A 17,313-nucleotide genomic window follows, 5' to 3' on the forward strand; every position below is an offset into this window, starting at 1 on the left:
GCGGCCGTTTTTATTTGAGCGGTAATCCTTACTCGGCTTTTTCTTCCGGCGCGTCCAGCGTCTGGCGGTAGACGTCTAGCGCATCGCCGAAGTCGGTAATGAACTGCGGGTCGGTCAGCCATTCCTGGGCGGCCTCGCGGTCCATGCCGTCGGCCCACATGCGGTAGTCGATCAGCATGTCGGCGGCCAGGTGGGTGGCGGCCATGCCTTCGTCGTCGGCGTTTTCCATGTCCAGCAGTTCTGGATGGTCGATGATGATGAAGGCGAGATTCGTCAGCAGCACGGAGAGCATTTCACTGCGGCTGACAGCTTCCGCGTCGCGCATTTTGCTGAACATCGCCAGGGTGTATTCCGGGATCGGCTCGCCGATTTCGCCCAGGTCATCGTCCAGTGCGGCAGGTTTTCTGCCGTGGATATTGATCTGCTTGGCTTTGGCTTTTGCGCGTTTGGCGCGTTTCTGTTGCTTGTTCAGGGAGGCCATGGGAACTCAGTTCGGTTTCTGTTGGGTTTGTGCCGCGATGGCGTCGGACGCCGCCACGTAGTCAGCCTGGAAGGATGGGGATTCGATCCACGCCAGGGCGCCGGCTTCATCGGTTTCGGTGGACCACTGGCGATATTCGATCAGCGCCGCGAGGATGAAGTCCATCGCGCCTTCTTCGCCTTCCTGCTCGTACACCAGTTCCAGCAGCGGGTCTTCGAGGAACGCCGTGCACATGGCTTGCTGGCTGATCTTCTCGGCGTCGATCATTTTCTTGAACAGTTCGGTCAGGTCCACCGATTCGAAGTCGATGCGATCGTCGTTCGGGTCCAGCTCCACCGGCGCGGCGGCCCGTTGCGTGCGGTTCTGCTTGGCCTTGGCCTTGGCGCGGGAGGCGCGTTTTTGCTGCTTGTTGGCGGAGGCCATGGGCGTCGTTCCGTAATTCGTTGAAAAGGGCTGGTGGCTCAGTTGCGTGGCACTGTGCGCCCGGGTGTGCCGGGGGCCAGCTCGCCGTTTTGCAGCCAGGACAGTGCAATGGGCCATAGTGTGGCTTGGTATGCGCTGCGAAAAAAGGCGAAATGTCCAACTTCTTGCTCGCCGATGTCTTCGGGGCTAATGCGCAGGTGGGTGTTTTTGCTGCCGGTGAAGTAGCCGAGCAGGCGCTCGATGGCCGGGATTGTGCCGTAGGGATCGTCGCTGATGCTGATGGCCAGGGTATTCGCGGTGACTGCAGCGAAGTTCCTGACATGGCTGTCCTGACCGCTGGGGCGCTTTTCGTAGCGAGCGGTGGGCGTGCTCCAGTCGTGGACGACACCGGCTGGGGTGTCTTCCAGCCAACCGAGGCGTTTGCCGGGGAAGTAGCCGTATAGCCTCGTCACCAGCGGCATCACCACGTGCCACTTGCCAAACATCCGCCAGCGCTGGGCGGGGTTATAGTCGCGCCAGTAAGCGAACTGCGCACCGACCGTCACCAAATGTCGGATGAGTTGTCCGGACGCTCCCAGGCCCGCTGCACAACCGCCAAAACTGTGGCCGACCACATCGATCGGCTGGCCGGGAAACTCACGCTGTGCGCGCTTGAGCATCGCCTCGAAGTCCAGGGCCCCCCAGTCGGACCATGACGCCTGCAATCCTTTGATCGATGCCGGGCGCGACTCACCGATACCGCGATAGTCATAGGTGATGACATCGAAGCCGTTGGTAAACAGGTAATCGGCGAAGCGCGAGTAGTGTCGGCAGCGGACCGATGTGGCGGCGTTGATGATGACCACTGCTCGGGAAGTGTCCTGCCGCGCATGCCGCCAGGTGAAGCCGCCGAGGATGAAACCATCGGCGGCAGGTTGCTTGAATGGTTCGCCGGAAGTGCCAGCTGTCAGCGGCAGTTCGATTTGAGTCGGGGCGAGTGAGGGGGTGTCCTGCAAATTCATTGGCGTCGGACCTTTGCGGGTAGCTGCCAACAATAGTCCTCGTACCGCGTATGAACAATCCATCACGGGTCCTGATGAAGCCGCTCTTCAAGTACCGCCCGCTCTCGATCCAGTTCTGCACGTAACTCTTCCTCGCTCGGCAGTACCAGTTGGTATTTGCTGGCAAACAATTGTTCGTTGCCCTCCAGCACTGAGTAACGCACGACGGACTCATCCTTTTGCGCGCAGAGAATGATACCAACGGTAGGGCTGTCTTCTTCTCCGCGCTTGAGGTCGTCGTACATACGTACGTACATGTCCATCTGGCCCACATCCTGATGGGTCAGTTCACCACGCTTGATATCGAAGATGACGAAGCATTTGAGCAGGTAGTTGTAAAAGACCAGATCGATGTAGAAGTCCTTGCTGTCGGTGCTGATGCGCTGCTGACGGGCGATGAAGGCAAAGCCTTTGCCCAGTTCGAGCAGGAAACCCTGCAATTGTTCGATCAGTGCCTGTTCGATCTCGCTTTCCTGAAGCCTGCTGGCGCTGGGCAGACCAAGGAACTCCAGCACAACCGGGTCTCGGATGAAATCCCGAGGGCTGGCCTTCATTTGCTGGATATTGGTGGTTGCTTCCTGCTGAACGGCACAGCGGTCGCGGCTCGTCAAAAGGCGTTCGTAGTACAGGGTGTTGATCTGGCGCTCCAGCGCTCGGCTTGACCAGTTCTGGGTAGCAGACTCGTTCATGTACCAGAGGCGTGCGTTTTCGTTGTCGACTCTTAACAGCCTGCGGTAATGGGTCCAGCTCAATTCGTGACGCAGTGCGTCACAAATTGGGAACGCTTGATAGAACAGGCGCATGTAACGAAGGTTGGAGGCGTCAAAGCCCTTGCCAAATTCCGCGGTCAGTACCTTGGCCAAGGTCGGAAGCAATTGTTTTCCATAGCCCGCACGCCGAGCCCCTTCCTGCTCGAACTCGACAATATACCGACCAATCTGCCAGCAGGTTTGCACTTGAATGGTATCGACCGCGCGCAACACTTTCTGCCGTGCCTGGCGAATCAACTCACCCAGATCGCCAAGCAGTGAGGTGATTTGTGGGTCTTGTGTGTCATCGGGTATGAGGGCGCTCATGAAGTCTTCCGCAGCAGGTTGAACAGGCAGAAGAGAATGGCAAGAGACGATGGGTTGATGATGCAGGGCCCCTCTGAGAAATCCGCAGGATCTGCCGGTTTAGTGGGAAGGACCTGGCTGATAGCAGTGAAGGCTCATGGAACGATGCATGTAGTACGTTTCGTAGTGCCTTCAAGTACAAATCGTTCTAAAACATGACGCCCGCGCCCGAAATCAAAAGTTAAGTAACGATTGGGTTCCGCGGAGCCCGGGAGGCGTCATCATGAAGTACGTGCAGACACTGTTCCTGCCCTTTGTTGTCGCTATCGGCGTGTCGATGTTTCCGGTCATGGGACAGGCCGCCAGCCTCGAGCCGGTCGACACTTCGGGTGTGCAGGTCCAACGGCAAGAACAAAACGGAATTACCTACCTGTCCGGCGGTATCGGTGAGGATGAGGCCAAGGCAATCCAGCAAACCACGGGTTACAACCTGCATATGACATTCTCTGTCGGTGCCGGGAATGAATACATTCCGGATGTCAATGTAGCCATTCAAAACGCGCAAGGGAAAAGCGTGTTGACCCTGACTGAGGCGGGTCCACTGGTTTACGTCCAGCTACCTCCTGGCAAGTACACGGTCGTTGCAACGCGTGCTGGTCAGGAGCGACGCGATACCGCGGATGTTGGTGCGGGGGCTGCACGCAATCTGGTATTTCACTGGAGTGATACTTAGCCGTGTCGTAAGACGCGAGGTGATTTCGTCAACTCTGAGATCCGCAAACAGCTGCCTTTACGGCTGTTTGCGGAGCGCCGCGTGTTAGCGGCTACCCAGTTTTTTCTTGGGAACCGAGCACATTTTTACTATTTTTCCTCGCCGCGAGAGTAGAGCACCATCCTGCGAAACCAATAAAAACTGACCGTATCGGCGGTCGGCATGGGAGTAGCGTGTGCTCGATCTCAACTACTGGCAGCAGCGGGCTGCCCGCCAAACATTCATTGAAAATGCCTTGATCGAAGGGCAGCAGGTCGCGTGCGCCTCGGGTGCGACGTTTGAGGTGATCAATCCGGCGACCAACCAATTGCTGGCCTGTGTCGCCGCATGCGGCGAGGAGGAAGTGAACCTCGCGGTACGCTCGGCTCGCCAGGCGTTCGAAGAAGGGGCGTGGGCCCGCATGGCCCCGGTGGAACGCAAGAAAATCCTGATCAGGCTCTCCGAACTGCTCCTGGCCAACCGCGAGGAGCTGGCACTGCTCGACTCGCTGAGCATGGGCAAGCCGGTCATGGATGCCTACAACATCGATGTGCCTGGCGCGGCCAGTGTGTTCGCCTGGTACGGTGAAGCCGTGGACAAAGTCTACGACCAGGTCGCGCCTACCGCGCGCAATGCCCTCGCCACCATCACGCGAGAGGCCTTGGGGGTGGTTGCCGCCGTGGTGCCGTGGAATTTCCCGCTGGACATGGCTGCCTGGAAGCTCGCCCCGGCATTGGCCGCGGGCAATAGCGTGGTTCTCAAGCCCGCTGAGCAATCGCCATTCTCTGCCTTGCGCCTGGGTCAATTGGCGCTCGAGGCCGGCATTCCGAAAGGAGTATTGAATGTTGTTCCGGGCCTGGGCGAAAGCGCCGGCAAGGCCCTGGGGCTGCATCCGGATGTGGACTGCCTGGTGTTCACCGGCTCGACCCAGGTCGGCAAGTACTTCATGCAGTACTCGGCGCAGTCCAACCTCAAGCAGGTCTGGTTGGAGTGCGGCGGCAAGAGCCCGAACCTGGTTTTCGAAGATTGCCAGGACCTGGATCTGGCTGCGGAAAAGGCCGCGTTCGGCATTTTCTTCAACCAGGGCGAGGTCTGCTCGGCCAACTCCCGGCTCTACGTGCAACGTTCTATCCACGACGAGTTCGTCGAGCGCCTGATTGCCAAGGCTCGGGACTGGATGCCCGGTGATCCGCTGAACCCTGAAAGCAGGGCTGGTGCGATCGTGGACAGCGAGCAAGCCGCCCGCATCATGCAGGCAATCGAGCAAGCACGGGGTGAAGGCGCGAAACTCCTGGCAGGCGGCGACAGCGTGACGATCAATGGCTCTTCGAACTTCATCCAGCCGACGATTTTCGCTGGCGTGAATAAAAATATGCGCCTGGCGCGAGATGAGATTTTCGGTCCAGTGTTAGCCATCAGCGCCTTCGACTCCGAAGAGGAGGCTATCCAGCTGGCCAACGACAGCATCTACGGTCTGGCCGCGTCAGTCTGGAGCGATGACCTGAACCGCGCTCATCGTGTGGCCCGGGCATTGAAGGCCGGGACTGTCTCGGTCAACACCATGGACGCACTGGACGTCGCCATTCCTTTCGGTGGTGGCAAGCAGTCCGGCTTCGGGCGCGACCTTTCCCTGCATGCGTTCGACAAGTACACGCAACTTAAAACCACCTGGTTCCAGCTCCGTTAACGTCGCTTCCATCGGCCACGTCGCAAGGCGTGGCAGGGAAAAAACCATCTGCACGCACTCCCCGGAGTGGCGTGCTTTTCCTGCTTGTGGGGCAGCTGGGGCGATCATCCGACACCCTTTGGTCGACTCACCCTAACGGGTGATATCGGCACTTTTGCGAGCGTGGGAACATCATTTCAACCCCGGCACCAGTAAACCTTGTGTCGCTCCCAACCGTTCTTTTGGCGAGTCTTTGAAGTGGAAAACGACCGGTTTGTTTCTGCGCAATGGTTCGAACAGATGGCCAAGGTGACCGAGAGTATCGGTCAACCGGGATTCACCGCGACGCTGTTCGAAACCCTGGGCTGTATCTGGCCCATCCAGGCGACGACGCTGTACCAGTATCCGCATGGCGGCATGCCCAGCGCGCTGTTCGAGCTTGATGGGCCGTGGCTGCCGCAAGGCAATGTGCGCCAGTACCTGTCCGGGTTCTATCTGCTCGACCCGTTCTACGGCGCCTGTGTGGAAGGTTTCAGCTCCGGTTGCTACGACCTCGCCGAGGTCGCTCCCGACCACTTCGAACTCAGCGAGTACTACCAGTCGTTCTATCGCCACTCGCACCTGCAGGATGAGTTGAACTACATCCTGCAGTTGTCTCCCGGGCTGAGCCTGGCGGTCTCACTGGCGTTCACGGAAAAACTGGACGCCGCCACGACGCAGCAGTTCAAGTGCATCGCCCCTTGGGTCCTGACCTTGCTGAGAAAGCATTTTGTTGGCCTGGACACGCGCGGCGTCCGCTTCGAAAACCTGCTGGAGCAGCGCATCCACTCGGCACTGGATAACTTCGGCTCGTCGATCCTGACCGAGCGCGAATGCCGAATCGCCCAACTGATCCTGCGTGGCCATTCGACCCGCTCCCTGGCCGAGCGCCTCGGGGTATCGGAGGACACCATCAAGTCTCACCGCAAGAACGTCTACTGCAAGCTCGACATCGGCACGCAATCGGAGTTGTTCTCACTGTTCATCGATTCGTTGGCCGAAGCCCAGGGCGTGCTCAGCAAAGACCCGCTTGAAAGCTACATGAGCAAGAGCCGCTGAGCGGACTTGCTACCCCTCGCGTGACTACCAACAAAAGAGAAAAAAGCCATGAATGCACCCTTCGAACCGAAACGGCAGACTCAGGATTATCAGAAGTCCGATGCAGCCCACCATATCCACGCGTTCGTGGATCAAAAAGCGCTCAATGCCGAAGGTCCTCGAGTGATGGTACGCGGCGAGAGACTGTATCTCTGGGACAACGACGACAAGCGTTACCTGGACGGCATGTCGGGCCTGTGGTGCACCCAGCTTGGCTATGGTCGCAAGGACCTGACCGCGGCGGCTGCTGCGCAGATGGACCAGTTGCCGTACTACAACATGTTCTTCCACACCACCCACCCAGCGGTGATCGAGCTGTCCGAGCTGCTGTTCAGCCTCCTGCCTGGCCACTACAGCCACGTCATTTACACCAACTCCGGCTCCGAAGCGAACGAGGTGCTGATCCGTACCGTTCGCCGTTACTGGCAGGTCGTCGGCAAGCCACAGAAGAAGATCATGATCGGCCGCTGGAACGGTTATCACGGCTCGACCCTGGCGGCCACTGCGCTGGGCGGGATGAAGTTCATGCACGAGATGGGTGGCCCCATTCCGGACGTCGCGCACATCGATGAGCCTTACTGGTTTGCCCAGGGCGGCGAACTGACCCCGGCCGAGTTCGGTCGTCGCTGTGCCTTGCAGCTGGAAGAGAAGATTCTTGAACTGGGCGCCGAAAATGTCGCGGGCTTTATCGCCGAGCCTTTCCAGGGTGCTGGTGGCATGATCTTCCCGCCTGAGAGCTACTGGCCGGAAATCCAGCGCATCTGCCGCCAATACGATGTGCTGCTGTGTGCCGATGAAGTGATCGGTGGCTTCGGTCGCACGGGCGAGTGGTTCGCCCACCAGTACTTCGGTTTCGAGCCGGACACCCTGTCGATCGCCAAGGGCCTGACCTCCGGCTACGTGCCGATGGGTGGCCTGGTGCTGGGCAAGCGCATTGCCGATGCGCTGGTGGAGCAGGGCGGCGTTTTCGCCCACGGCCTGACTTATTCCGGGCACCCGGTGGCGGCCGCGGTGGCGCTCGCCAACCTCAAGGCGCTGCGTGATGAAGGCATCGTGCGCCAGGTGAAGGAGGATACCGGGCCGTACTTGCAGCAGCTTCTGCGCGAGGTGTTCGGCAACCACCCGATGATCGGCGAGATCCAGGGCGCGGGCCTGGTCGCGGCCTTGCAGTTCGCCGAGGACAAGGCTACGCGCAAGCGCTTCGCCAACGAAAACGACCTGGCCTGGCAGTGCCGCACCTTTGGTTTTGAAGAGGGTGTGATCATTCGCTCGACCCTGGGCCGCATGATCATGGCGCCGGCGCTTGTGGCAACGCGCGCCGAGCTGGACGAGCTGGTTGAAAAGACCCGCATCGCGGTCGACCGCACTGCACGGATCGCGGGAAAGCTCTGAAGTCATCTGTGGGCCAACCCATGCACGGGGTGGTGATCGACAGCGTTACACCGCCCTGCATGCATATCGATTGAACTGAGGCTGCCGGAAATCGGGCAGCCCACCCTTCAGCAGATCATTCACTAACGGTGTCCGTTCTTCGGATACCGCAGCGTCCTGCATTCAAATTTTCAGGAGTCAGCAATGATTACAACAACAAGCGTGGCCGATACTCCTTCCCATCATTCCTCGGCGGATTCGCCTGGCAAGTTTCGACAATCCCTCGGGCTTACCGGGCTGGTCCTCTTCGGCCTGGCGTACATGGTTCCGCTGGCGGTGTTCACCACCTATGGCCTGGTGACCCAGATGACCAAGGGTCACCTGCCTACCGCCTACCTGCTGACCCTCGCCGCCATGCTGCTGACCGCCTACAGCTACGGACGCATGGTGCAGGCGCATCCGTATTCGGGATCGGTGTACTCCTATACGCGAAAGGCCTTCGGTACCTACTTTGGCTTTATGGCCGGCTGGACCTTGTTGCTGGACTATATCTTCCTGCCGCTGCTCAGTTATCTGCTGATCGGCATCTACATGTCCGAGTACTTCCCCGCGGTTCCCGCTGCGGTGTGGGTGGTCGGCTCCATTGCGCTGGTGACCTTCCTCAACCTGATCGGCATCGAATCCATCACCCGGGTCAACTTGCTGCTCGTGGTTGTCCAGTTGGTCTTCATCGTGGTGTTCGTTGCCTTGTCGATCCACAACCTGGGGGATCAGTCCGAGCCGGTTTCGCTGCTCGCACCCTTTCACCATGAGGGCTTCAGCGTCCCGCTGATCATGACCGGCGCGGCGGTCCTGTGTCTGTCCTTCCTCGGCTTTGACGCCGTGTCGACCATGGCCGAGGAGACACCCAACCCACGGCGTCTCATCCCCCTCGCCATCATGGTGGTGAGCCTGCTCGGTGGCCTGCTGTTTGTCCTCGTTTCGTATTTCGCGCAAATGGTTTATCCGGAATGGAACACCTTTGCCGACCCGGACTCTGCGTCGCTGGACGTCATGCGCCGCGTGGGGGGTGAGCTGCTGGTGACCGCCTTTACCGCCACTTACGTGGCCGGATGTTTTGCCTCGGCGATGGTCTCCCAGGCCAGCGTCTCCCGGGTGCTGTTCGCCATGGGCCGGGACGGCGCGCTGCCCCGGGTGTTCGGCAGGCTGGTGTCGAAGAAACGGGTGCCGGCCACCGCGATCATGCTGGTCAGCCTGTTCTCGCTGATTGCCCTGTTCATCACCCTGGATACCGTCGCCAACATGATCAGCTTCGGTGCGCTCTTCGCGTTCTCGGCGGTGAATCTGGCAGTCATCAAGCATTACCTGGTCGACCAGAAGCTGCGCGGCCTGCGCAATGGCCTGTTATACGGCGCGGTGCCGGCCCTGGGGTTCCTCAGCACCATTTGGCTGTGGACCAGCCTGTCCAGCATGTCGTTCATGATTGGCCTGTGCTGGATGGGCCTGGGGCTCATTTGTTTGCTGGGCGTTACCCGTGGGTTCCGAATGAAGCTGCCGGAGTTGCAGATGGCGGAGTGATCAGTGGTATGACAGTGCGCAGCGTTTCCGGCCGCTGAGGCGGGGACGCCCCCTGTGATCGCCCACCAGGCTTTCACGGGGGGGCTTATCGCGGGCAAGCAGATTTCCAGATCGGGCGGGATCTGCTCACATGGGTTTGGGCTTGGAAGGGAACGAAGCGTAGAAAGCAAAAAACCCGCACTAGGCGGGTTTTTTGTGTGCTTTCAGGTGTGCTTGGCATCACCTGAAAACGAAAGGTGGTGCCCAGAGACGGAATCGAACCGCCGACACGGGGATTTTCAATCCCCTGCTCTACCGACTGAGCTATCTGGGCAACGGGGCGCATTAAACGGGTTTTTCAGGGGGTCGTCAAGCAAGTTATCAAAAAAAATTTAATTATTACCGTCGCTTACGATCCGACCCCCGATTTTACGGGCTTACTCGGCAGGCGGCACGTAGCCTTCGGCCTTGGCGTAATCCTCGCCGGAGAAGTACTTGTCCATCTCGCCCTGAAGATATTTACGGTCTTCGGCGTTCATCATGTTCAAGCGCTTTTCGTTGATCAGCAGGGTCTGGTGTTTTTGCCAGTCGGCCCAGGCCTTGGCCGAGACGTGGTCAAAAATGTCCTGGCCTTTGGCACCCGGGAATGGAGCGCGCTCCAGGGCGGGCAATTCTTCTTTGTACTTGCGGCACATGATGGTGCGGGTCATGACGACTCTCCTGCGTTCAATACGGCGGCCGCGCGTTCGAGCAAGGTCTTGACCGGGGCGGCAAGGCCCAGGCGCGGCGGGGTGGCGAGGTTATACCAGAGCCAGTCGGCCTCGGCCACGTGATGGCCGGCCTCCTGGACCTGAACCAGCCAGGGTTCGATGGATAACTGGAAATGGCTGAAGGTGTGCACCAGGCTCGGCAGTGCCTGCTGGTTGCCCAGCGCCAGCGAGTGCTGCGAGGCGAGGTGTTGCAGGTCGTCGAGGTCATCGAGTTCCGGCAAGCTCCATAAACCACCCCACAGGCCCGTGGATGGGCGGCGGTAAAGCAGGATCGCACCTTCGGCATTGGCGAGCATCGGCATCAGCGTGCGTTTCTGCGGGATGGCTTTGCGTGGCTTGGGAATCGGGTAGCGGGTTTCCAGGCCGAGCATGTGCGCTTCACAGCCCTTTTCCAGCGGGCAGAGCAGGCAGCTCGGCTTGCTGCGGGTGCAGAGCGTGGCGCCCAGGTCCATCATTGCCTGGGTGTAGGCGTTGACCCGATCGTGCGGGGTAAAGCGCTCAGCGTTCGCCCAAAGCTGTTTGGCGACCTTCGGCTCGCCTGGGTAGCCCTCTTGTGCGGTAAAGCGCGCCAGCACGCGTTTGACGTTGCCGTCGAGGATGGGCGCGCGCAGGCCCATGCTGATGCTGGCGATCGCACCGGCCGTGGACAGGCCGATGCCGGGCAGGTCGGTGAGTTTTTCCACGTCCCGGGGAAATTCACCACCGTACTGCTCGACGACGATCTTCGCGGTTTTCTGCAGATTGCGCGCGCGGGTGTAGTACCCCAGGCCAGTCCAAAGGTGCAGCACTTCGTCCTCGGGCGCCGCCGCCAGGGCTTCGACTGTCGGCAGCGAAGCCATGAACCGGTCGAAGTAATTCAGCACGGTGTTGACCTGGGTTTGCTGCAACATGATTTCCGAGACCCACACCCGATAAGGGGTGATGCCCTGTTGCCAGGGCAAATCGTGGCGGCCGTGGCGGTCGAACCACTCCAGCACCGCCGTTGAAAACTGCTCGGCTTTCATCGCTTGAACAGCCCCTTGAGTGCGTCCTTGAGTTCCGGGCTGACCTTGTCGCCCAGTTTCTCGTCGATTTTTTCGCTGATGCGCTCGCCCGCCAGTTTGCTCGCGACCTGGCCCATGCGTTCGTTGTCCAGGCGGCAGGCCTTGGCGCCCAGCTCCAGCGGACCGCGGCAGCGCAACGGCCACTGGATGCCGACAAATTTCTCGCCCACCTGGCAGGCCGGATCCGGCATGTCGCTCTTGTCGCCTTCGACAATGATGCCCACGCGGTAATCCATGCCCAGGACGCGCAGGTCCACGTCGCCGTCGCCGTTGACGGTCATGCCCGGGATGCGCACTTTCAGGTCCGGGTTGCTCGCGACACCGTTACGCAAGGTCAGGTTGCCCTTGAGCTCCTGGAACGGTGTGTCCTTGCCCCGTGGCTCGCCGCTGAGCTCCTTGCGGTTGAGCGTGGCGATGCCTTTGCACAACTGCTGTTCGAGGTTGGCATTGAGCAGCACGCCATTGTTGATGGCGAAACTGGCGTTGCCGTTCAGGGTTTCGATCAGCGCCTTCTGGCTGTTGCCGCTACCGGTGAGGGTGCTGTTGAGTGTTACCAGGCCCTTGACCGGTGGTTCCTTGCCCTGGCTTTCGAGGATTTTTTCCGCTGGCACCCGGCTGATCTGCGTCTGCATATTCAACACCGGCGCCTGTTGGCGCACATCGAGGGTGCCTTTGGCTTCGAAGTTGCCCTCGTACAGGTCACCGCTCAGGCTGGACAGCGTCAACAAGCCACCCTGGCCGTTGGCCTTGAGTACGGCGTTCTGGATCGGCAGTTTTTCCAGGGTCAACTGGCCGAAGGTCAGGTCGGCGTCTACATCCAGCTTGTTCAGGCGTTCCACCGGCAGCAGGCGTTCGTTGCTCCAGGCTTCCTTGGTTGGGGATTGCGGCAGCGGTGTGCTGCCGGCCCCGGCCATGGCATCGGCTTCGGTGCTGGCGACTTCGGCTTGGCGCACTTGCTTGGCGCTGTTGGCCTCGGCCGACTTCGGTGCCAGGTAACGGTCGACGTTGAAGGTGTCAGCCTTGAGGGTGGCGCGCAGAGATTGCTTGGCGAAGTCCTCGACGGCGATACGACCGGTGAAGGTGCTGTCGTCGACTTTCAGGTTGATGTCATCGAGCGTGAGACTTGTGGGCGTGCCGGCCAGGCGCGTGGCCAGTTCGACCTTGCCCAGGCTGCCTTCGGCCATCGCCGGGAGTTTCTGGCCGATGCTGTCGACGAATTTCGCCAGGTCGAACTGGGCAATCGACAGGCCGCCGTTAACCTGCGGGGTCTTGTCGAGGTCATTGACCTTCAGCTCACCCAGCGCTCGCAGTTGGTTGGCGGAGACCTTGATCCCGGTCCATTCGGCGACGTTGGCAGCCTTGTCCAGCAGCAACTGCCCCTGGGCGGCAAAGGTCACGGTCTTACCTTGCAACGGATCGCCGGCGACTTCACCGGACAACTTCATGTCTTCGAGCTTGTAGCGCTGCAGCGCGCGCTCGAAACGCAATTCGCCGTTGAGCTCGGTGCGCACCCGCAGAACCGGCTGGTTGGTGCCCAGGAATGCGGTGAGCTTGACCGGGATATTGGTGGAGTCGTGCACCGGGCCAGTACTGAGCTGGATGCTTTCGGCGCTGAATTGCTTGCCGGTTTTTTCGTCGCTGTATTCAACGCGGGCGTTGTTGACGGTCAGGCTGTCGATGTCCAGGCGAATGGGCTGGGCCGGTTTTTCCGCCTGGGCGGTGGTTGTCGGCTCGGGTTCACTGGTGGAGTCGGCCGGCGTGGCCGTGGTTGCAGGCTTGGGCACCTTGCCGATGTCTTCCCAGTTGCCGTGGCCGTCCTTGTCGCGGTTCAGGCGCAGGTTCAGGCCTTCGACGCGCACATCGCTCATCTGCACTTCACGGCGCAGCAATGGCAGCACGCGAACCGACAGGCCGAGCATCTGCAGGTCGGCGAACGGTTCGGCGGGCTTGGCCAGGGTGGCGACTGCCGCATCGTGCAGTTCCAGGCCCAGCCAAGGGAACAGGCTCCAGCCGATATCGCCATTGAGCGTCAGCTCGATGTGGGCCTTGTCGCGGGCAATCTGGCGTATCTCGTCTTTGTAGTCGTTGGGATCGAAGAGGTGGGTCAGGGCAAAGCCCAGCGCCACTACGATCAGCAACAGCCCGAGAAGTACCAGACCCAGGATTTTGCCGAACGCTTTCATGGGCGAGTCCTTGTAGTTAGTCGAATTCGAAATTTAGCCGGGGAGTATAGCGCTCCGCGGCGACCGACCGGGCAGATCACAAGGGCAGAGCAACGGGCATCCAGGCAAAAAGGGATTTTTCCTACGTGTAATCAGGATCTGTACGGAAGAAGAGTTGTTAAGGAGTTCGACAATGATCGGAACGGAGGTTCCTTTGGGTGGTACGAAAACAGACAACTTCGAAAACGTGATGTCAGTTTGGTTTTTCGGCTGCTGGCAAATGCTACCCTGCACCCGTTCGTCCGTCCCTCTGTGACGTGATGTCGCAGGAAAAACGAGCTTTTCGCTAAAAAACAGTCATGTCTGCGTGCATTAAGGCTGAGGGTGAAGAGTGGCTGGCGAACACTACCGACAATTGGGGGGTAAACAATGACCACGAGCATCACGGCGGACGGCCTTCAAGCCGGCCAGCCCGCGTTCCTTTCCAAGGAACGCATCATCGCCAGGCCCGGTTTCAACCGTTGGCTGGTGCCACCGGCCGCGCTGGCCATCCATCTGTGCATCGGCATGGCGTACGGCTTCTCGGTGTTCTGGTTGCCGCTGTCCAAAGCGCTGGGCATCACCGCGCCAGTGGCTTGCGCGCCGGACATGAGCTTCATCGCCCAAGTTTTTTCTTCGCAATGCGACTGGCCGATTTCGATGCTCGGCTGGATCTACACCCTGTTCTTCATCTTCCTGGGTTGCTCTGCGGCCATCTGGGGTGGCTGGCTGGAGCACGCCGGGCCACGCAAGGCGGGTGTCGTCTCGGCGCTGTGCTGGTGCGGCGGCCTGCTGATTTCCGCGCTGGGGGTCTATACCCACCAGATCTGGCTGATGTGGATCGGCTCCGGGGTCATTGGTGGCATCGGTTTGGGCCTGGGCTACATCTCGCCGGTGTCGACACTGATCAAGTGGTTCCCGGACAAGCGCGGCATGGCGACCGGCATGGCGATCATGGGTTTCGGCGGGGGCGCGATGGTCGGTGCGCCACTGGCGGCGGCGTTGATGAGCCATTTTGCCTCGCCAACCAGTGTCGGCGTGTGGCAGAGCTTCCTGGTCATGGCTGCGATCTACTTCGTGTTCATGATCGGCGGCGCGTTGTCCTATCGTGTGCCGCCTACCGGCTGGAAACCTGAAGGCTGGACGGCACCGGCGAAAAAAGCCTCGAACGCGATGATCACCCACCGTCACGTGCACGTGAATGTCGCTTGGAAAACGCCGCAATTCCGCCTGGTATGGCTGGTGTTGTGCCTGAACGTTTCGGCGGGTATCGGCATTCTCGGCATGGCATCGCCACTGTTGCAGGAGGTTTTTGCCGGCAAACTGCTGGGCAATGACCTGACATTTGGTCAGCTGGACGCCGGGCAACTGGCTTCGATTGCCGCCATCGCTGCAGGGTTCACCGGTTTGCTGAGCCTGTTCAACATCGGCGGGCGTTTCTTCTGGGCTTCGTTCTCGGATTACCTGGGCCGCAAAAACACCTACTTCGTGTTCTTCGCCCTGGGCTTTGCCCTGTACGGACTGATCCCGAACCTTGGGCACCTGGGCAGTGTCGCGCTGTTCGTGGCGGCGTTCTGCATCATCCTGTCGATGTACGGCGGTGGTTTTGCCACAGTCCCCGCTTACCTGGCGGACCTGTTCGGCACGCAAATGGTTGGCGCGATCCACGGTCGCCTGCTGACGGCGTGGGCGGCGGCGGGCGTGTTGGGCCCGGTGCTGGTGAACTATCTGCGTGAATATCAGCTGAGCATCGGCGTTGAACGTGCGGCGGCTTACGACATCACGCTGTACATCCTGGCGGGCCTGCTGGTGCTGGGCTTCATCTGCAACCTGCTGGTGCGCCCGGTGGCCGACAAGTACTTCATGACCGACGCCGAGCTGGCTGCCGAGCAGGCGCTGGGCCACGACAAAGGGGCTGACAGCAGCACCGTGCTGGAGTGGAAAGCCGATGCCGGCACCAAGCCGCTGGCGGTGGCTGCATGGCTAGTGGTGGGTATTCCGTTGGCGTGGGGGGTCTGGGTGACCTTGCAGAAGACTGCAGTACTCTTTCACTAAGTAAACGCTTTACCCCTGTAGGAGTGAGCCGGCTCGCGAAAGCGGTCTGACAGTCGACAGAAATGTTGAATGTGAGGGCCCATCGCGAGCAGGCTCACTCCTACAGTTGTTTTGTGGTGTGTGTGCAAATGGCTTGTATGGACATGTCTATCCCCGACGACTGGGGATTCTATCCGTCAGCGATATCACCTCCCGTGTTTCTGTTTCGCGCCCGCGCCCCTATAATGGTTGCCTTTTTCGCCCAATGATTTTGCGGAGCTGGTGATGGCCGAACGTATGGCGTCAGTCGAGCGCGACACTCTGGAAACCCAGATCAAAGCCTCGATTAACCTGGATGGCACCGGAAAGGCCCGATTTGATATCGGTGTACCTTTTCTTGAGCACATGCTGGACCAGATCGCCCGTCACGGGCTGATCGACCTGGATATCGTCGGCAAGGGCGACCTGCACATCGACGACCACCACATGGTGGAAGACGTGGGCATCACCCTCGGTCAGGCATTTGCCAAGGCCATCGGCGACAAGAAAGGCATCCGTCGCTACGGCCATGCCTATGTCCCGTTGGACGAAGCGCTGTCCCGGGTGGTCATCGACTTCTCCGGCCGGCCAGGCCTGCAGATGCACGTGCCCTACACCCGCGCCAACGTGGGCCGCGGCTTTGACGTCGACCTTTTCCAGGAATTCTTCCAGGGCTTCGTCAACCACGCACTCGTCAGCCTGCACATCGACAACCTGCGCGGCACCAATACCCACCACCAGATCGAAACCGTGTTCAAGGCTTTCGGCCGCGCGCTGCGCATGGCTGTGGAGCTCGATGACCGCATGGCCGGGCAAATGCCATCGACCAAGGGCGTCCTGTAATGCAGACAGTCGCGGTTATCGATTACGGCATGGGCAACCTGCACTCGGTGGCCAAGGCCCTCGAGCACGTCGGTGCCGGCAAGGTCCTGATCACCAGCGATGCGAACGTGATTCGCGAAGCCGACCGGGTGGTGTTTCCCGGTGTTGGCGCGATCCGCGATTGCATGGCGGAAATCCGTCGCCTGGGGTTCGATTCGCTGGTGCGTGAAGTCAGCCAGGATCGTCCGTTCCTCGGCATCTGCGTGGGCATGCAAGCCTTGCTCGAGCACAGCGAAGAGAACGACGGCGTCGACTGCATCGGCCTGTTCCCGGGTCAGGTGAAGTTCTTCGGCAAGGATCTTGTCGAGGATGGCGAGCACCTGAAAGTCCCGCACATGGGCTGGAACGAAGTGCAGCAGAAGGTGAGTCACCCGCTGTGGCACGATATCCCGGACATGGCGCGGTTCTACTTCGTGCACAGCTACTACATCGCCGCCGGCAATGCGCGGCAGGTGGTCGGTGGCGGTCACTACGGGGTCGATTTTGCCGCGGCGCTGGCCGAAGGCTCGCGTTTCGCGGTGCAGTTCCATCCGGAGAAAAGCCATACCCATGGCCTGCAGTTGCTGCAGAATTTCGCCGCGTGGGACGGTCGCTGGTAATGGCCGTCAAGAAGAAGCCGCCGATCCTGACCCTCACGCCTGAACAGGAGAGTGAGGCCAATCGCAAGATCAAGCGCTTCATGGAGGATCGCTTCGAACTGGACCTGGGTTCGTTCGAAGCGGCCGAAATCCTTGAGCTGTTTACCCGCGAAATTGCTCCGCACTATTACAACAGGGCGATTTTCGATGTGCAGACGCACCTCAAGGAGAGGTTCGAAAGCATCGAAAGCGACCTGTGGGCGCTCGAGAAAAACTGATTTCCGA

General features: G+C 60.1%; 16 protein-coding genes and 1 tRNA gene. 9 read left to right on the forward strand and 8 right to left on the reverse strand.

All coding sequences use genetic code 11. From position 1 onward, the window contains the following. Positions 1-28 precede the first annotated feature (28 nt). The 4 genes from OH720_RS01320 to OH720_RS01335 form a co-directional block, all read right to left on the reverse strand. Positions 29-481, reverse strand: a complete 453-nt coding sequence (locus tag OH720_RS01320) for a hypothetical protein (protein ID WP_272604271.1) — start codon at positions 479-481, stop codon at positions 29-31. A 6-nt stretch (positions 482-487) separates the two neighbouring features. Continuing rightward, on the reverse strand, positions 488-904 hold the full coding sequence (locus tag OH720_RS01325; RefSeq protein WP_272604272.1) for a hypothetical protein: 417 nt from the start codon (positions 902-904) through the stop codon (positions 488-490). Between the two features lie 38 nt (positions 905-942). Further along, positions 943-1,905, reverse strand: coding sequence for an alpha/beta hydrolase family protein (locus OH720_RS01330; RefSeq protein ID WP_272604273.1), 963 nt, complete (start codon positions 1,903-1,905; stop codon positions 943-945). A 62-nt stretch (positions 1,906-1,967) separates the two neighbouring features. Beyond that, entirely contained in the window at positions 1,968-3,020 is a 1,053-nt protein-coding gene (locus tag OH720_RS01335) for a PDDEXK nuclease domain-containing protein (protein WP_272604274.1), read from the reverse strand. Positions 3,021-3,282: 262 nt separating this feature from the next. Between OH720_RS01335 and OH720_RS01340 the strand changes: the two genes are divergently transcribed. The 5 genes from OH720_RS01340 (at position 3,283) to OH720_RS01360 (ending at position 9,502) form a co-directional block, all read left to right on the forward strand. Then, complete coding sequence (locus OH720_RS01340) at positions 3,283-3,732, forward strand: carboxypeptidase regulatory-like domain-containing protein (RefSeq protein WP_272604275.1); 450 nt, start codon at positions 3,283-3,285, stop codon at positions 3,730-3,732. Positions 3,733-3,946: 214 nt separating this feature from the next. After that, a complete protein-coding gene (locus OH720_RS01345) occupies positions 3,947-5,437 on the forward strand; it encodes an aldehyde dehydrogenase (protein WP_272604276.1) in 1,491 nt (496 codons plus the stop codon). Between the two features lie 279 nt (positions 5,438-5,716). Continuing rightward, positions 5,717-6,514: a helix-turn-helix transcriptional regulator gene (locus tag OH720_RS01350; RefSeq protein ID WP_272606390.1), complete on the forward strand. Its 798-nt coding sequence runs from the start codon at positions 5,717-5,719 to the stop codon at positions 6,512-6,514. 48 nt (positions 6,515-6,562) lie between these two features. Further along, the gene (locus OH720_RS01355) at positions 6,563-7,945 is read left to right on the forward strand and encodes an aspartate aminotransferase family protein (RefSeq protein ID WP_272604277.1); all 1,383 of its coding nucleotides are present in this window, start codon (positions 6,563-6,565) and stop codon (positions 7,943-7,945) included. A gap of 183 nt (positions 7,946-8,128) precedes the next feature. Continuing rightward, complete coding sequence (locus OH720_RS01360) at positions 8,129-9,502, forward strand: APC family permease (protein WP_272604278.1); 1,374 nt, start codon at positions 8,129-8,131, stop codon at positions 9,500-9,502. A 237-nt stretch (positions 9,503-9,739) separates the two neighbouring features. Here OH720_RS01360 and OH720_RS01365 read toward each other — a convergent pair. The 4 genes from OH720_RS01365 to OH720_RS01380 all read right to left on the reverse strand — a co-directional run bounded on the left by OH720_RS01365 (position 9,740) and on the right by OH720_RS01380 (position 13,477). After that, positions 9,740-9,815: transfer RNA gene (locus OH720_RS01365), tRNA-Phe, on the reverse strand. A 103-nt stretch (positions 9,816-9,918) separates the two neighbouring features. Continuing rightward, positions 9,919-10,191: an oxidative damage protection protein gene (locus OH720_RS01370; protein ID WP_003220737.1), complete on the reverse strand. Its 273-nt coding sequence runs from the start codon at positions 10,189-10,191 to the stop codon at positions 9,919-9,921. Further along, entirely contained in the window at positions 10,188-11,255 is a 1,068-nt protein-coding gene (mutY, locus tag OH720_RS01375; RefSeq protein WP_272604279.1) for an A/G-specific adenine glycosylase, read from the reverse strand. Before mutY ends, OH720_RS01370 begins: the two co-directional genes overlap by 4 nt. Continuing rightward, entirely contained in the window at positions 11,252-13,477 is a 2,226-nt protein-coding gene (locus tag OH720_RS01380; RefSeq protein ID WP_272604280.1) for an AsmA family protein, read from the reverse strand. The genes mutY and OH720_RS01380 overlap by 4 nt, the downstream gene beginning before the upstream one ends. Before the next feature lie 408 nt (positions 13,478-13,885). Between OH720_RS01380 and OH720_RS01385 the strand changes: the two genes are divergently transcribed. From OH720_RS01385 to OH720_RS01400, 4 genes are all read left to right on the forward strand, one after another. Beyond that, a complete protein-coding gene (locus OH720_RS01385) occupies positions 13,886-15,550 on the forward strand; it encodes an OFA family MFS transporter (protein ID WP_272604281.1) in 1,665 nt (554 codons plus the stop codon). A 264-nt stretch (positions 15,551-15,814) separates the two neighbouring features. Continuing rightward, positions 15,815-16,411: an imidazoleglycerol-phosphate dehydratase HisB gene (gene hisB / locus OH720_RS01390; protein WP_180203864.1), complete on the forward strand. Its 597-nt coding sequence runs from the start codon at positions 15,815-15,817 to the stop codon at positions 16,409-16,411. After that, entirely contained in the window at positions 16,411-17,049 is a 639-nt protein-coding gene (gene hisH / locus OH720_RS01395; RefSeq protein ID WP_008058511.1) for an imidazole glycerol phosphate synthase subunit HisH, read from the forward strand. Before hisB ends, hisH begins: the two co-directional genes overlap by 1 nt. Beyond that, the gene (locus OH720_RS01400) at positions 17,049-17,306 is read left to right on the forward strand and encodes a DUF2164 domain-containing protein (RefSeq protein WP_095077943.1); all 258 of its coding nucleotides are present in this window, start codon (positions 17,049-17,051) and stop codon (positions 17,304-17,306) included. Before hisH ends, OH720_RS01400 begins: the two co-directional genes overlap by 1 nt. Positions 17,307-17,313 lie beyond the last annotated feature (7 nt).

Source organism: Pseudomonas sp. WJP1 (genome assembly GCF_028471945.1).
Lineage (GTDB): Bacteria > Pseudomonadota > Gammaproteobacteria > Pseudomonadales > Pseudomonadaceae > Aquipseudomonas.